This is a genomic window from Erwinia sp. QL-Z3 (assembly GCF_004551645.1).
Classification (GTDB): domain Bacteria; phylum Pseudomonadota; class Gammaproteobacteria; order Enterobacterales; family Enterobacteriaceae; genus Erwinia; species Erwinia billingiae.
Map to the genome: position 1 here is coordinate 210,295 of NZ_CP037950.1, position 15,151 is coordinate 225,445.

12 protein-coding genes are annotated in these 15,151 nt (G+C 54.1%); 11 read left to right on the forward strand and 1 reads right to left on the reverse strand.

Features of this window, described 5'->3' with window-relative positions; translation table 11 throughout:
- The 9 genes from nrdE (at position 1) to emrB (ending at position 12,466) form a co-directional block, all read left to right on the forward strand.
- The gene (nrdE, locus tag E2F51_RS01685) at positions 1-2,106 is read left to right on the forward strand and encodes a class 1b ribonucleoside-diphosphate reductase subunit alpha (protein ID WP_167738432.1); all 2,106 of its coding nucleotides are present in this window, start codon (positions 1-3) and stop codon (positions 2,104-2,106) included.
- Between the two features lie 43 nt (positions 2,107-2,149).
- On the forward strand, positions 2,150-3,109 hold the full coding sequence (gene nrdF / locus E2F51_RS01690) for a class 1b ribonucleoside-diphosphate reductase subunit beta (RefSeq protein ID WP_134822589.1): 960 nt from the start codon (positions 2,150-2,152) through the stop codon (positions 3,107-3,109).
- A gap of 395 nt (positions 3,110-3,504) precedes the next feature.
- Positions 3,505-4,704 (forward strand): glycine betaine/L-proline ABC transporter ATP-binding protein ProV, encoded by a 1,200-nt coding sequence (gene proV, locus E2F51_RS01695; protein ID WP_013203460.1) that lies wholly within the window; start codon positions 3,505-3,507, stop codon positions 4,702-4,704.
- The gene (gene proW, locus E2F51_RS01700) at positions 4,697-5,935 is read left to right on the forward strand and encodes a glycine betaine/L-proline ABC transporter permease ProW (RefSeq protein ID WP_013203461.1); all 1,239 of its coding nucleotides are present in this window, start codon (positions 4,697-4,699) and stop codon (positions 5,933-5,935) included. The genes proV and proW overlap by 8 nt, the downstream gene beginning before the upstream one ends.
- Before the next feature lie 75 nt (positions 5,936-6,010).
- Positions 6,011-7,006, forward strand: a complete 996-nt coding sequence (proX, locus tag E2F51_RS01705) for a glycine betaine/L-proline ABC transporter substrate-binding protein ProX (RefSeq protein ID WP_053144613.1) — start codon at positions 6,011-6,013, stop codon at positions 7,004-7,006.
- Between the two features lie 140 nt (positions 7,007-7,146).
- A complete protein-coding gene (locus E2F51_RS01710) occupies positions 7,147-8,331 on the forward strand; it encodes an MFS transporter (protein WP_134822590.1) in 1,185 nt (394 codons plus the stop codon).
- Between the two features lie 716 nt (positions 8,332-9,047).
- Positions 9,048-9,578 carry a transcriptional repressor MprA gene (gene mprA, locus E2F51_RS01715; protein WP_013203464.1) on the forward strand — a complete coding sequence of 177 codons (531 nt, stop codon included), beginning with the start codon at positions 9,048-9,050 and terminating at the stop codon, positions 9,576-9,578.
- Positions 9,579-9,740: 162 nt separating this feature from the next.
- Entirely contained in the window at positions 9,741-10,913 is a 1,173-nt protein-coding gene (emrA, locus tag E2F51_RS01720; protein WP_134822591.1) for a multidrug efflux MFS transporter periplasmic adaptor subunit EmrA, read from the forward strand.
- Between the two features lie 17 nt (positions 10,914-10,930).
- Positions 10,931-12,466, forward strand: a complete 1,536-nt coding sequence (emrB, locus tag E2F51_RS01725; RefSeq protein ID WP_134822592.1) for a multidrug efflux MFS transporter permease subunit EmrB — start codon at positions 10,931-10,933, stop codon at positions 12,464-12,466.
- A gap of 66 nt (positions 12,467-12,532) precedes the next feature.
- Here emrB and E2F51_RS01730 read toward each other — a convergent pair whose 3' ends face one another.
- Positions 12,533-13,570 (reverse strand): tRNA/rRNA methyltransferase, encoded by a 1,038-nt coding sequence (locus E2F51_RS01730; protein WP_013203467.1) that lies wholly within the window; start codon positions 13,568-13,570, stop codon positions 12,533-12,535.
- A gap of 277 nt (positions 13,571-13,847) precedes the next feature.
- Here E2F51_RS01730 and trxC point away from each other — a divergent pair, with 277 nt between their 5' ends.
- Positions 13,848-14,267 (forward strand): thioredoxin TrxC, encoded by a 420-nt coding sequence (gene trxC, locus E2F51_RS01735; RefSeq protein ID WP_013203468.1) that lies wholly within the window; start codon positions 13,848-13,850, stop codon positions 14,265-14,267.
- Positions 14,268-14,352: 85 nt separating this feature from the next.
- Positions 14,353-15,060, forward strand: a complete 708-nt coding sequence (locus E2F51_RS01740; RefSeq protein ID WP_013203469.1) for a tRNA-uridine aminocarboxypropyltransferase — start codon at positions 14,353-14,355, stop codon at positions 15,058-15,060.
- Positions 15,061-15,151 lie beyond the last annotated feature (91 nt).

Here is a 15,151-nt window from a genome sequence, read left to right on the forward strand (position 1 = left end):
CTGGATTATCACTCGCTGAATGCGATGCTCAATCTGTACGATGCCGACGGCAACATTCAGTTTGAGAAAGATAAAGAAGCCACGCGTCAGTATTACCTGCAACATGTTCTGCCGAACACCGTGAAATTTGATTCCGTTGGTGAGCGCTTACAGTACCTGGTTTCAGAGGGCTACTACGAAGCCGACGTGCTGAATGCTTATCCGTTTGAATTTGTCAGTTCACTTTTTGAGCAGGCGTATCAACGCCATTTCCGCTTCCAGACCTTCCTTGGCGCGTGGAAGTTTTATACCAGCTACACGCTGAAGACCTTTGATGGTAAACGCTATCTGGAAGGCTTTACCGAGCGCGTCTGCATGGTGGCGTTGACGCTGGCCAAAGGCGAACGGTCGCTGGCCTTATCGTTGATGGAAGAGATGCTGTCTGGTCGTTTCCAGCCGGCCACGCCGACCTTCCTCAATTGTGGAAAACAGCAGCGAGGCGAGCTGGTTTCCTGCTTCCTGCTGCGTATTGAAGACAATATGGAGTCAATTGGCCGCTCGGTGAACTCCGCTTTACAGCTCTCCAAGCGCGGTGGCGGCGTCGCTTTTCTGCTTTCCAACCTGCGTGAATCGGGTGCGCCAATAAAGCGTATCGAAAACCAGTCATCGGGCGTGATCCCGGTGATGAAAATGCTGGAAGACGCCTTCTCTTACGCCAATCAGCTTGGCGCGCGTCAGGGTGCAGGTGCGGTCTATCTGCATGCTCATCATCCGGATATCCTGCGCTTTTTGGATACCAAGCGCGAAAACGCCGACGAAAAAATCCGTATTAAAACGCTGTCGCTGGGCGTGGTGATTCCCGATATCACTTTCCATCTGGCCAAGACTAACCAGCAGATGGCGCTGTTTTCGCCGTATGACGTTGAGCGTATTTACGGCCTGCCGTTCGCGGATATCAGCATCAGCGAAAAATACGAAGAGATGTTGGCGGACGACCGTATCACCCGCACCTTTATCAATCCGCGTGAATTCTTCCAGACGCTGGCGGAAATCCAGTTCGAATCCGGCTATCCGTACATCATGTTTGAAGACACGGTAAACCGCGCGAACCCGATTAAAGGCCGGATTAACATGAGCAACCTCTGCTCTGAGATCCTGCAGGTGAACACGCCAACCGAATACAATGACGACCTCAGCTATCGCCGTATCGGTAAGGATATCTCCTGTAATCTTGGCTCACTGAATATTGCTCACACGATGGATTCGCCAGATTTTTCACGCACGGTGGAAATTGCGGTGCGGGGTCTGACGGCGGTGTCCGATCAAAGCCATATCCATTCGGTTCCTTCCATTGAACGTGGCAATGCCCAGTCGCACGCCATTGGTCTGGGGCAAATGAACCTGCACGGCTATCTGGCACGCGAAGGCATTCAATATGGCTCTGAGGTGGCGCTGGACTTCACCAACCTCTATTTCTATACCATCACCTATCACGCCCTGCGCACCTCTAACCTGATTGCTCAGGAGCGTGGAGAGCGCTTTGCCGGTTTCGAAGAATCGCGTTACGCCAGCGGTGAATACTTCGCTCAGTACGTTGAGCAACGCTGGCAGCCACGAACACCAGAAGTCGCCGCGCTGTTCGCCCGCGCGGGAATTACCTTACCGGGCCAGAAAGAGTGGCGGGAACTGCGTGAAGCGGTGATGAAGCACGGGATCTACAACCAGAATCTTCAGGCGATCCCACCGACGGGTTCTATCTCCTATATCAATCATGCGACGTCGAGCATTCACCCGATCGTGTCGAGGATTGAAATCCGTAAAGAAGGTAAAACTGGCCGCGTGTATTACCCGGCACCGTTTATGAATAACGACAATCAGGCGTTCTACCGGGATGCCTATGATATCGGTCCCGAAGCGATTATTGACACCTATGCCGAGGCCACGCGCCATGTCGATCAGGGGCTTTCTCTGACGCTTTTCTTCCGCGATACCGCCACCACGCGCGATATCAACAAGGCGCAGATTTACGCCTGGAAGAAAGGCATTAAAACGCTTTATTACATTCGCCTGCGTCAGATGGCCCTGCTGGGCACTGAAGTAGAAGGCTGCGTTTCCTGCTCGCTGTAAGCTCACCCTAAGGGGCGGAAAACGCGCCCCGGAAGAAAAAAATATGACCTTAAAACGTGTACACGCTATTAACTGGAACCAGATCGAAGATGATAAAGATCTGGAGGTCTGGAACCGTCTGACCTCCAACTTCTGGCTGCCAGAAAAAGTGCCGCTCTCCAATGATATTCCCGCTTGGAACAGCCTGAATGCGGATGAACAGCAGCTGACCATTCGCGTATTTACCGGGCTCACCTTGCTGGACACCATTCAGAATACCGTTGGCGCACCGGCATTGATGGCGGATGCGGTCACGCCACATGAAGAAGCGGTGATGTCTAACGTCAGCTTTATGGAAGCCGTGCATGCCCGCTCATACAGCTCGATCTTCTCAACGCTCTGTCATACCACCGATGTGGATGCCGCCTATGCCTGGAGCGAGGACAATCAACCGCTTCAGCGCAAAGCAGAAATCATTCTGGAACATTACCATCATGACGATCCGCTGAAGAAGAAGATTGCCAGCGTGTTCCTGGAGTCCTTCCTGTTCTATTCCGGTTTCTATTTACCGATGTACTGGTCAAGCCGCGGCAAGCTCACCAACACCGCCGACCTGATCCGTCTGATCATCAAAGATGAGGCGGTGCACGGTTATTACATCGGCTATAAGTACCAGAAAGCGCTGGAAAAAGAGAGCCCAGCCCGTCAGGATGAGCTGCAGCAATTTGCCGTAGAGTTACTGCTGGCGCTGTATGAAAACGAACTGGCCTATACCGAAGCCTTGTACGACGGCGTGGGCTGGAGCGAAGAGGTGAAAAAATTCCTGCATTACAACGCCAACAAGGCGCTGATGAACCTCGGTTATGAAGCCCTTTTCCCGGCAGAAATGACCGACGTGAACCCGGCCATCCTCTCCGCGCTATCGCCTAATGCCGATGAGAATCACGATTTCTTCTCCGGATCGGGGTCATCCTATGTGATGGGCAAAGCGGTCGATACGGAAGACGAAGACTGGAATTTTTAACTGCCTGCCAGATGGCTGCGCCCGGCAGCCATCTTTCCTCTCATCACCCGTCATTTATTTTTTATTAATCAGTCGTTCAACAAAAATTGAATGACAGATTAATGGCAGTTTTGTGTGGCATATTTGACAACAAATCACTGTTGCTGAGGCAATAATTCGGCGGTTTGCCGGATGATCCTGAGCGAAATATTCATTTATTTTCCCGCACCTCAATTCGCCGCAATCCCTTACCCCTACTGAATTTTTCGGAGATCGCTGTCTCAGTGATAATTTTCGCACTGCGCCTGAAGGGTTGTCTCAGAATCTCAGTGTGCTACGGTATAGCCCGCTAATATTCAACCAGGTAAAAGAAGAAATATAAGAAATTAACCGCTAACAAGGAATTTAAATATTGCATGGCAATTAAACTAGAAGTTAAGAATTTATATAAGGTATTTGGGGAAAATCCCGATCGTGCGTTTAAGCACATCGAGAAGGGGATCAGCAAAGAAGCACTGCTCGAGAAAACAGGACTCTCTCTCGGGGTGAAAGATGCCAGTCTGGCCATTGAAGAAGGCGAGATATTCGTGATCATGGGGTTGTCCGGTTCAGGAAAATCAACCATGGTTCGCCTTCTCAATCGTCTGATAGAACCCACCAGGGGTCAGGTCATCATTGATGGCGTCGATATTGCCAAAATATCCGACAGCGCGCTGCGTGAAGTTCGCAGAAATAAAATCAGCATGGTATTCCAGTCATTCGCATTAATGCCGCATATGTCAGTTCTGAATAATGCCGCATTTGGCATGGAATTAGCTGGCGTTCCGCTGCAGGAGCGTCAGGAAAAAGCGCTTGATGCACTACGTCAGGTGGGCCTGGATAATTATGCTCATGCTTACCCGGACGAATTATCTGGCGGTATGCGTCAGCGTGTTGGATTAGCCCGCGCTCTGGCAATTAATCCGGATATTTTATTGATGGATGAAGCCTTCTCAGCACTTGATCCGTTAATCCGTACCGAAATGCAGGATGAGCTGGTGAAACTGCAGTCGCGCCACCAGCGCACCATCGTCTTTATTTCCCATGACCTTGATGAAGCCATGCGCATTGGTGACCGAATTGCCATTATGCAGGGCGGTGAAGTCATCCAGGTGGGAACCCCGGATGAGATCCTGAATAATCCGGCGAATGACTATGTCCGCACCTTCTTCCGCGGCGTGGATATCAGCCACGTGTACAGCGCGAAAGATATTGCCCGTCGCAGCGCGGGCGCATTGATGCGTAAAGCCCCCGGCTTTGGCCCTCGCTCTGCGCTTAAGCTGTTGCAGGATGCTGACCGTGAATACGGCTACATTCTTGAAAAACAACGCTTCGTTGGTGTGGTTTCCACCGACTCCCTGAAAGCCGCGCTGGCTTCCGGTGAGGGTCTGGATGGCGCCATCCTTGCAACTCCTGCCGCCGTTCCTGGCGATACCTCGCTGAGCGACTTGCTGACTCACGTGGCTCAGGCACCGTGTGCCGTGCCGATTGTCGGTGAAGACCATCAGTACATCGGGATTATCTCCAAAGGCACGTTACTACAGGCATTAGACCGCGAAGGAGCCAGCAATGAGTGAACAAACAACCGCAACCGATCCATGGGCGGCCTCGAGCACGCCTGCGACGAACGCCCCTGCAGCCACCAGCGCACCGGCGACTGACAGCACCCAGTCTGCCGCCAGCAGCAGCGATCCCTGGTCTACCGCCGCGCCTTCTGATGGTGGCACCACGTCTTCAGCCCCTGCTGACGGCGGTTCCGCAACGTCTGCCCCAACAGACGCAGCACCCACAGGCGGTGGCGATGCATGGGGAACGCCATCAGGGGGTCATGATGCTGCGGCGGCCAGCGGCAGCGACTGGTTAAACAGCACGCCGGCGCCACAAGCCGAGCACTTCAACATTCTCGACCCGTTCCACAAAACGCTGATCCCGCTGGACAGCTGGGTGACCACCGGTATCGACTGGATCGTTTCCCACTTCCGTCCGGTGTTCCAGGGCATTCGTGTGCCGGTGGATTACATCCTCAGCGCTTTCCAGCAACTGCTGCTGGGTATGCCGGCGCCGGTCGCCATAGTGATTTTTGCCCTGATTGCCTGGCAGATGTCCAGCCTTGGAATGGGTATCGCCACCCTGGTCTCACTGATTGCGATTGGGGCGATTGGTGCCTGGTCACAGGCGATGGTCACGCTGGCGTTGGTTCTCACCGCCCTGCTGTTCTGTATTCTGATCGGTTTGCCCTTAGGCATTTGGCTGGCGAGATCTGACCGCGCGGCGAAAATTATCCGGCCGCTGTTGGATGCGATGCAAACCACCCCGGCCTTCGTGTATCTGGTGCCGATTGTCATGCTGTTCGGTATCGGCAACGTGCCGGGCGTGGTGGTCACCATTATCTTTGCACTGCCGCCGATTGTTCGTCTGACCATCCTGGGGATTAAGCAGGTGCCCGCCGATCTGATTGAAGCCGGTGAATCCTTTGGTGCCAGCCCACGTCAGATGCTGTTTAAAGTGCAGCTGCCGCTGGCGATGCCCACCATTATGGCTGGCGTAAACCAGACGCTGATGCTGGCACTGTCGATGGTGGTAATCGCCTCGATGATCGCAGTCGGCGGCCTGGGCCAGATGGTTCTGCGCGGAATTGGTCGTCTGGATATGGGTCTGGCTACCGTCGGTGGCGTGGGCATCGTTATCCTCGCCATTATCCTTGACCGTCTGACGCAGTCCGTTGGCCGCGACAGCCGCAGCCGGGGCGCTCGCCGCTGGTACAACACCGGACCACTGGGCCTGTTTACCCGTCCGTTTATCAAGTAACACCTTCTGCTGCTGGTGGCGTGCCCGCCGCGCCACCGGCAGCCCAAGCTACGATAACTCAAAAAAGGATATCCCATGCGTAAGACAGCATTGTTAGCCGCCGCATTGACTACCCTGGTCGCCACTCAGGTTTCCGCCGCCGATCTGCCAGGCAAAGGCATTACCGTTAAGCCGGTTCAAAGCACCATTTCAGAAGAAACCTTCCAGACCCTGCTGGTCAGCCGTGCGCTGGAAAAACTGGGTTACACCGTTGATCAGCCAAGTGAAGTGGATTACAACGTCGCCTATACCACTATCGCTGCGGGTGACGGCACCTTTATCGCCACTAACTGGAAGCCGTTGCATGATGATATGTACAACGCAGCCGGCGGCGATAAGAAGTTCTTCCGTGAAGGCACCTATGTTCAGGGTGCCGCACAGGGTTACCTGATTGACAAGAAAACCGCCGAGAAATACCACATTACCCGTATCGATCAGTTGAAAGATCCTAAGCTGGCGAAGCTGTTCGACAGCAACGACGATGGCAAGGCTGACCTGACGGGTTGTACGCCAGGCTGGGGCTGTGAAGCGGTGATTAACCACCAGATCAAAGCCTATGACCTGAGCAATACCGTGGTGCATAACCAGGGTAACTATTCGGCGATGATTGCCGATACCATCACCCGTTTCAAAGAAGGTAAACCGATCCTGTATTACACCTGGACGCCTTATTGGGTGAGCGATGTGCTGGTTCCGGGCCGCGATACCGTCTGGCTGCAGGTACCCTTCTCTTCTATGCCTGGCGCACAGAAAGATGTGGATACCAAGCTGCCGAACGGCGCGAACTACGGTTTCCCGGTCAACACCATGCATATCGTCGCCAACAAAGCCTGGGCTGAGAAAAACCCGGCAGCGGCGAAATTGTTCTCAGAGATGAAGCTGCCTATTGCGGATATCAATGCACAGAACTCCCGTATGCATCAGGGCCAGTCTTCTGAAGCCGACATTAACGCGCACGTTGATGGCTGGATCAAAGGTCACCAGGCACAGTTTGATGGTTGGGTGAAAGACGCGATGTCTGCAGCGAAATAAACTGCATTCTTCGCGGTAGAAAGGGGTGGCGCTGGCGTCGCCCCTTTTTCGTACTGGTTTGTCCTGTTAATTAATCTGTGAGTGAAATAGTAATTTGAGTTACCATTGCCCCTCAGATTTTTACTACCATACTGAGCGCGATGAAATCCCCGCAAGCTGGTCTTACTCCCTCTCTGGTTGCCCTGATGTCCGTAGCAACAGGTCTGTCGGTTGCCTGTAACTATTATGTACAGCCCTTGCTGGAGACCGTCGCCCGCACGTTTCACCTCTCCGTTAATCAAGCCGGCTTTATCGTTACCACCGCCCAACTTGGCTATGCCGCCGGACTCCTGCTGTTGGTGCCGCTGGGAGATATGCTGGAACGCCGTGGCCTGATTGTCATCATGAGCCTGCTGGCAGCGGGAGGAATGGTGATCACCGCCCTTTCTCCGACACTTCCCTTAATGTTACTGGGCACCGTGCTCACCGGACTCTTCTCGGTGGTGGCGCAGATTCTGGTGCCTTTAGCCGCCACGCTGGCCGCGCCGGAAAAACGCGGCAAGGTGGTTGGCACGGTGATGAGCGGCTTGCTGCTGGGGATCCTGTTAGCCAGAACCGTCGCCGGTGGGCTTGCCCAACTCGGAGGATGGCGCACGGTGTATTGGGTCGCCAGCGTCCTTATGGTGCTGATGGCCCTGGCCTTATGGCGCTTTTTACCGCGCTACAAGCAATCGGTTCCGTTAAACTACGGACAGTTGCTCAACTCTATTTTCAGCCTGTATGCGCATTCCCCTCTGTTAAGAACCCGCGCCATCACCGGCTGCCTCGCCTTTGCCAACTTCAGCGTGCTGTGGACATCGATGGCCTTCCTGCTGGCTTCTCCGCCTTATGGTTATTCTGAAGGGACCATCGGGTTACTGGGTTTGGTGGGTGCAGCGGGCGCACTGGCGGCAAGACAAGCCGGCACGCTGGCCGACAAAGGCAAAGCCCGCTTAACCACCACCGTCGGGCTGGCGATTATGCTGTGTTCCTGGGGGATCACCGCGCTGGGAAGTCACTCATTGATTGCATTAATCATTGGTATCATCCTGCTGGATTTGGCGGTGCAGGCCGTTCACATTACAAATCAGAGTGTTATCTACCGGCAGATGCCCGAAGCACGCAACCGCTTAACCGCCGGATATATGACCAGTTACTTTATCGGCGGTGCCGTGGGCTCGCTGGTTTCCGCGACCGCGTTTCAACATGCTGGCTGGTATGGCGTTTGTAGTGCCGGTGCTTTGTTAACTTTGCTTAATATTTTAAGCTGGTGGCGCGGCGCACATAATGAGCAGGCTACTTCTTAGCCTGCAAATAGTAAATTGCGTAAATTTCAGGGTGACTGCCCTGTTATGCGTTTACACACTCTGGTATGGTTAGTCTGCACTTATACAGGTTAGTTATTTTTTCGTATGAAACTATTAAGTCACAGGCAGGAAGACGTTCAGAATGTCCCGACAATTTGCCCCGCTCGCTGCACGTGATCTTCTTCTATTGTGTGTTGCTCGCAGCAACCAGCCTGTTTGTTTTAACCACATTATTGCGTCCCGGTGCTTTGCGTTGAGCGGTGGTGTCGATCCCCACAGCAGAGTAAAGGACCCGGCAAGAATACGACCATCTTGTTACTGAGTGTGCGGGTTGGAGCGTCGCTGTTTGATTCGCTCTTTGCGGTATTACCGCACACCAATAAATCAACTCCGCCGTGATGGTGGGGGATTACCGGTCTGCAACTGAGCAGAGCCCGAGTCGCGCCAACCAGCAGAGTGCTGTTAACTGGCGTTTTCGGGCTTGTTCAGATTGATGACCGTTTGAGCTTACCCTCAGGGGCTTAGGCTTATCAGGTATTACCTTTTATAACACCAGCAGTATCGCCCTTTTTGATGCTGCTGAGCGCCCTGGGTTATGGAGTGACCTGGAAATTACTGATGGTGTCCACCGGCATGTGAACAACCCCTGCCGACAGGATTGATGTTTTGACTTATCACCATCGATACGATACCAGTTGCAACTTATGAGGTCCCAGATGGAAAGTTCGTTTTCTCCCATTGAACAGATGCTAAATTTCCGCGCTAACCGCCAGAAAGATTTCCCTTTGCAGGAAATCATGTTGACGCGTCTGTGCATGCACATGCAGAGCAAACTGCTGGAAAACCGCAACAAAATGCTCAAGGCTCAGGGAATTAACGAGACGTTGTTTATGGCATTGATTACCCTTGATGCGCAGGAAAATCACAGCATTCAGCCTTCAGAACTTAGCGCTGCGCTGGGATCATCCCGCACCAACGCGACTCGCATTGCCGATGAACTGGAAAAACGCGGCTGGATTGAACGCCGTGAAAGCGACAGCGATCGCCGTTGCCTGCACCTGCACCTGACCGATAAAGGGAATGAGTTCCTGCGTCAGTTGCTGCCACCTCAGCATAAATGTCTGCAGCTGTTGTGGTCTTCACTGAATCCTTCAGAAAAATCTCAGCTCGAAGGGATCACCCGTAAGCTATTGACCCGACTGGATCAAATGGACGAAGAGGAAGTGGTCACCGCCCTTTCCAGATAACCTTTCCTTCAATAGCATATTGTGCGACAACCTGCCTGCCAGTAACCGCTATTTTAGACCGCAAATTTTTGATTTATGCCAGCGCTAACCCGCTGGCATTTTAGAATCCGGGCATGACTCATTTGAGCCATGCCCGGTTGGCATGGATAAGTGGAGAAGACCATGAGTGCAAATGCGGAGATCCAAAACCCGCAACCGCCGGCTAAAAAGAAGAAAACACGTAAAATAGCGTTACTTTTTCTTGCTGTGCTGTTCATTGTTATCGGGGTGGCTTACCTGGTGTACTGGTTTATGGTGTTGCGCCATTATCAGGATACCGATGATGCGTATGTTGCAGGCAACCAGGCGCAGGTGATGGCGCAGGTTTCAGGTAGCGTCAATAAGGTGTGGTTCGACAATACCGACTATGTCAAAAAAGGCGATGTGCTGGTCACGCTGGATAAAACCGATGCTCAACAGGCATTTGAAAAAGCGCAGACCGCTCTGGCGACAACGGTTCGTCAGACTCACCAGCTAATCATTTATGGTAAGCAGTATCAGGCCACCATCGATCTGCAAAAGACCGCGCTGGAACAGGCTCAGTCAGATTTAAAACGTCGCGAGCCTTTAGGGGCTGCGAACCTGATTGGCCGTGAGGACCTGCAACATGCGCGTGATGCCGTCGCCACCGCGAAAGCTCAGCTGGATGTTGCCACGCAGCAATACAATGCAAATCAGGCAATGATCCTCAACACGTCGCTGGAAAATCAGCCGGCGGTGAAACAGAGCGCGGCTGAACTGCGTGATGCCTGGCTGGCATTAGCACGTACCGAAGTGGTTAGTCCGGTTGATGGCTATGTTTCCCGCCGTAGCGTGCAGGTTGGTTCGCAAATCTCCTCCACCACGCCGCTGTTAGCCATCGTTCCGGCCAACAATTTGTGGGTCGATGCCAACTTCAAAGAGACTCAGTTAGCCGGCGTTCGCATCGGTCAGTCTGCCACCGTTGTCAGCGACATTTATGGTGACGACGTGGTTTATCACGGCAAAGTGGTCGGTCTGGACATGGGTACCGGTAGCGCCTTCTCGCTGCTGCCAGCACAGAACGCCACCGGCAACTGGATCAAAGTGGTTCAGCGTCTGCCGGTGCGTATTGAGCTGGATCCGAAGGAAGTCGCCCAGCATCCACTGCGTATAGGTCTGTCTACGCTGGTGACGGTCGATACCACCAATACCGATGGCGGCGTGCTGGCCACCAGCGTGCGCTCTGCGCCAGCTTATGAAACCAATGCGCTGGCTCTGGATCTGGCGCCTGCGGACAAGATGATTGCTGAAATCATCCGCGCCAATGCAGGTTAAGCAAGCGGGAGGCTGTTATGGCACAAAAACCGCTTGAGGGTACTCAGCTTGTTCTGATGACCATCGCGCTGTCGCTGGCCACGTTTATGCAGGTGTTGGACTCCACCATCGCCAACGTGGCTATCCCGACCATCGCCGGTAACCTGGGCGCTTCAAACTCTCAGGGAACCTGGGTTATCACGTCGTTTGGGGTGGCTAACGCCATCTCCATCCCGATTACCGGCTGGCTGGCCAAGCGCGTAGGCGAAGTGAAGCTGTTCCTGTGGTCCACGGCGGCGTTTGCCGTGGCTTCCTGGCTGTGCGGCATGTCCGACAGCCTGACCATGCTGATCTTCTTCCGCGTGGTTCAGGGTGTGGTCGCAGGCCCGTTAATCCCGCTTTCACAGAGTTTGCTGCTCAACAACTATCCGCCAGCGAAGCGAAGCGTCGCCCTGTCGTTATGGGCGATGACGGTGATTGTGGCGCCCATTTGCGGGCCGATCCTCGGTGGCTGGATCAGTGATAACTATCACTGGGGTTGGTTCTTCTTTATCAACGTGCCGATTGGCGTGGTGGTAGTGATGCTGACGCTGCAAACCTTGCGAAACCGGGAAACGGAGACCGTGATCAGGCCGATAGATACCGTCGGGCTGGTGTTGCTGGTCGTTGGCATAGGCTGCCTGCAGGTGATGTTGGACCGGGGTAAAGAGCTGGACTGGTTCAGCTCACCAGAAATAGTTGTGTTGACGGTGGTGGCGGTCATCGCTTTGCTTGTCCTGTTGGTGTGGGAGCTGACGGATGACCATCCGATTGTGGATTTATCGCTGTTCAAATCGCGAAACTTCACCATTGGCTGCCTGTCGATCAGTCTGGCCTATATGCTCTATTTCGGCTCGATTGTCCTGTTGCCGCAGTTGCTACAGGAAGTCTATGGCTACACGGCAACCTGGGCGGGGCTGGCTTCGGCACCGGTGGGGATATTGCCGGTGATCCTGTCGCCGATTATCGGCCGGTTCGCGCATAAGCTGGATATGCGAAAACTGGTGACCTTCAGCTTCATCATGTATGCCGTCTGCTTCTACTGGCGAGCGTATACGTTTGAACCGGGAATGGATTTTGGCGCCTCGGCGTGGCCGCAATTTATTCAGGGCTTTGCGGTGGCCTGCTTCTTTATGCCACTGACCACCATCACCCTTTCCGGGCTTCCTCCCGATCGGATGGCGGCGGCCTCAAGCCTGTCGAACTTTACGCGAACCCTGGCGGGCTCCATCGGCACCTCGATCACCACAACCATGTGGACCGATCGGGAATCGATGCACCACAGCTACCTTAGCGAGTCAGTGAACGCTTACAACGTTAACTCGCAGGAGATGTATACCAAGCTGGAGCAACTGGGAATGACCCACGATCAGGCCTCGGCCTGGATTGCCCAACAGATCACCAATCAGGGGCTGATTATCTCGGCCAATGAGATCTTCTGGGCGTCGGCGGCGGTGTTCCTGTTCCTGCTGGTATTGATCTGGTTCGCCCGTCCGCCATTTGGTGCTGGCGGTGGCGGCAGTGGCGCACACTGACGATTGCTGAGTTTCAGCCAAAAAAAACGGGCCCTTGCGGGGCCCGTTTTTCTTTAGAGCAACAGCTTAAGCGTTCTGACGCCACCATTCTGCCAGCAGAATGCCGGTCGCTACCGAAACGTTAAGACTCTCAACGTTGCCGGTGCCGCCGATAGAGACGCTCAGATCGCCCTGTTGCCAGGTGCTGTCTGACAGACCATCACGTTCCTGCCCCAGAACCAGTACCGTTTTCGCTGGCAGTTCAGCCTGCGCTAACGGGGTTCCTTTATGACTTGACGTGGTGACGATGGTATAGCCCGCTTTACGGAATGCATTCAACCCTTCAGCAAAGCTTTCGCCGCTGATGGCCTGAACATGCTCTGCTCCACCTTCTGCCGTGCGCACTGCGGCACCGGACTCCAGTAAAGAAGCATCATCCACCAGCAACCCTTTCGCACCAAAGTGCGCACAGCTGCGCATCATGCCGCCCAGGTTGTGTGGATTACCAATCTGCTCTAAAGCAACAACACAATCTTTCTCGCCCGCGTTTGAAAGCCATTCGCTGACTGGCATTCCGACACGTTTTTTGATCAAGAAGCAGACGCCACCGTGGTGCTCTGTGCCGGACGCTTTGACCAGTTCGGCCTCGTCCACCACATGATAAGCCTTACGGTTAGCCGCCATCCATTTCAGCGCCTCGCGGAAACGCGGGGTCACTTCCTGGACAAACCAGGCACGCACGATGCAGTCAGGACGGCTCTGGAACAGGGCCTGGCAGGCGTTTTCGCCATACACACGCGTCTCTTCCAAACGTTGACGGCGGATCTGCTCCGGGTCGATATAGCTTTTTCCGCTGATGCCACCGTGATCCGGTTTGCTGTCATCAATTGCAGACGGAGCGCGTGAAACCGTACGCCATGGTGAATCACCCGGTGCTACGTCGCGATCGCGCCCGCCACGCGGTTTGCTGTCTGTGTTACTACGTGAAGAAGGACGACGACTGCCATCCTGACGAGGTCCACCTTTACCCGTGCGGGGATTTTGCCCGCCCTTGCTACTCTCGTCATCACCGCGGACATACATCACTTTGACTTTGCCGCTTTTACCTTTAAATTCGTCGTTCATTTTCCCTCCACCTGGCTGAGCGCGAAGCGCGCAGAGTACCTGATGTGGCGGCGCTTAGCTATCAACTTCCACTAAAACCGCGTTGCACGCGTTATCCGGGCAGAGAGCGCGCTTCTCCCGGGTTGAAGATGCTGAAAATTCTGTCAGCCACAGCCTATTATACCCATTGAACAAACCACTTTGTTGGCTGAGACTCTCTCAACCATAATTATCGTCACTTTTACTCAGGAATGCGGTAAGTGAATGCTTACCCCCTACTCATCACCGAGGTGAATCAATGAATACGGTTTGTGCTTCATGCCAGGCGACGAATCGCGTTCCGCCAGAGCGTATCACTGATGGCGCGAAATGCGGCCGCTGCGGCAGCGAATTATTTACCGGTGAAGTGGTTAACGCCACTGCCGCCACGCTGGATAAATATCTGCAGGATGAACTGCCTGTGGTGATCGACTTCTGGGCGCCGTGGTGTGGCCCTTGCGTCAACTTCGCCCCGGTTTATGAAAACGTCGCTGACGAACGTAACGGTAAAGTGCGCTTTATTAAGGTGAACACCGAAGCGGAGCCTGAGCTTAGCGCCCGTTTCCGTATCCGCAGTATTCCTACCATTATGGTGTATAAGCAGGGCAAGATGGTCGATATGCTCAATGGCGCAATGCCGAAGACGCAATTCGATGAATGGCTGAACGAAAACATCTGATCTTCCCTCCGTGGTCAGGCTTGCCTGGCCACTACTGCTTAACCGCCAATTCCGTTAGAATGACGTTTTCCTCAGATTAACGCTCATGACTGAAAACGCTGTCCTGCGCCTGCGCGCCGAACGCCTTGCTCGCGCCACTCGCCCCTTCCTGGCACGCGGAAACCGTACCATTCGTTGCCAACGCTGCCTGCTGCCGAGGAAAAACTGCCTGTGCGCAACGATGGCGCCGCAGCAAGCCCGCAGCCGTTTCTGTCTGGTGATGTTTGATACAGAACCAATGAAGCCAAGCAATACCGGTCGCTTAATTGCTGATATACTGCCGGACACGCAAGCCTTTGGTTGGTCACGCATCGATCCCGATCCGGCACTGCTGGCGGCGGTGCAAAATCCCGATGTTCAGCCGGTAGTCGTTTTCCCCGAGTCCTATGCCGATGCCGGGCGTCCGGTGATGAACATCCCGCCGATGACAGGCAAACCGCCCCTCTTTATCATGCTCGATGGCACCTGGACTGAAGCCCGTAAGATGTTCCGTAAAAGCCCCTGGCTGGATACCTTCCCGGTGATGTCGTTGACGCTGACCAGACCGTCGAACTATCAGTTGCGTGAAGTGCATGGCGAAGGTCAGCACTGTACCGCGGAAGTGGCGGCCGAGCTGCTGCTTCAGGCAGGTGATACTGCGGCCGGTGAAGCGCTGTTCCGCCATTTCGACCTGTTCCGCCATCGCTATTTAGCCGGCAAACCGCATCACCCACTTCATCAAAATGCGGCTTCGCACGAGGAAGTTATTCCCTGATCGCTTTATCCTTAACGGTGTTTACCGGCTGAGTGCGGCAGACTGGCCAGAAAGCGTTAGAATCAGGATGAATCTTTTCGAAGGGAGGGGA

Coding starts and splice junctions, on each gene's coding strand:
- nrdF (WP_134822589.1), top strand. CDS start 2,150: ATGACCTTAAAACGTGTACACGCTATTAACTGGAACCAGATCGAAGAT.
- proV (WP_013203460.1), top strand. CDS start 3,505: ATGGCAATTAAACTAGAAGTTAAGAATTTATATAAGGTATTTGGGGAA.
- E2F51_RS01730 (WP_013203467.1), bottom strand. CDS start 13,570: ATGAACGACGAATTTAAAGGTAAAAGCGGCAAAGTCAAAGTGATGTAT.
- trxC (WP_013203468.1), top strand. CDS start 13,848: ATGAATACGGTTTGTGCTTCATGCCAGGCGACGAATCGCGTTCCGCCA.
- emrB (WP_134822592.1), top strand. CDS start 10,931: ATGGCACAAAAACCGCTTGAGGGTACTCAGCTTGTTCTGATGACCATC.
- E2F51_RS01740 (WP_013203469.1), top strand. CDS start 14,353: ATGACTGAAAACGCTGTCCTGCGCCTGCGCGCCGAACGCCTTGCTCGC.
- proX (WP_053144613.1), top strand. CDS start 6,011: ATGCGTAAGACAGCATTGTTAGCCGCCGCATTGACTACCCTGGTCGCC.
- E2F51_RS01710 (WP_134822590.1), top strand. CDS start 7,147: ATGAAATCCCCGCAAGCTGGTCTTACTCCCTCTCTGGTTGCCCTGATG.
- emrA (WP_134822591.1), top strand. CDS start 9,741: ATGAGTGCAAATGCGGAGATCCAAAACCCGCAACCGCCGGCTAAAAAG.
- mprA (WP_013203464.1), top strand. CDS start 9,048: ATGGAAAGTTCGTTTTCTCCCATTGAACAGATGCTAAATTTCCGCGCT.
- proW (WP_013203461.1), top strand. CDS start 4,697: ATGAGTGAACAAACAACCGCAACCGATCCATGGGCGGCCTCGAGCACG.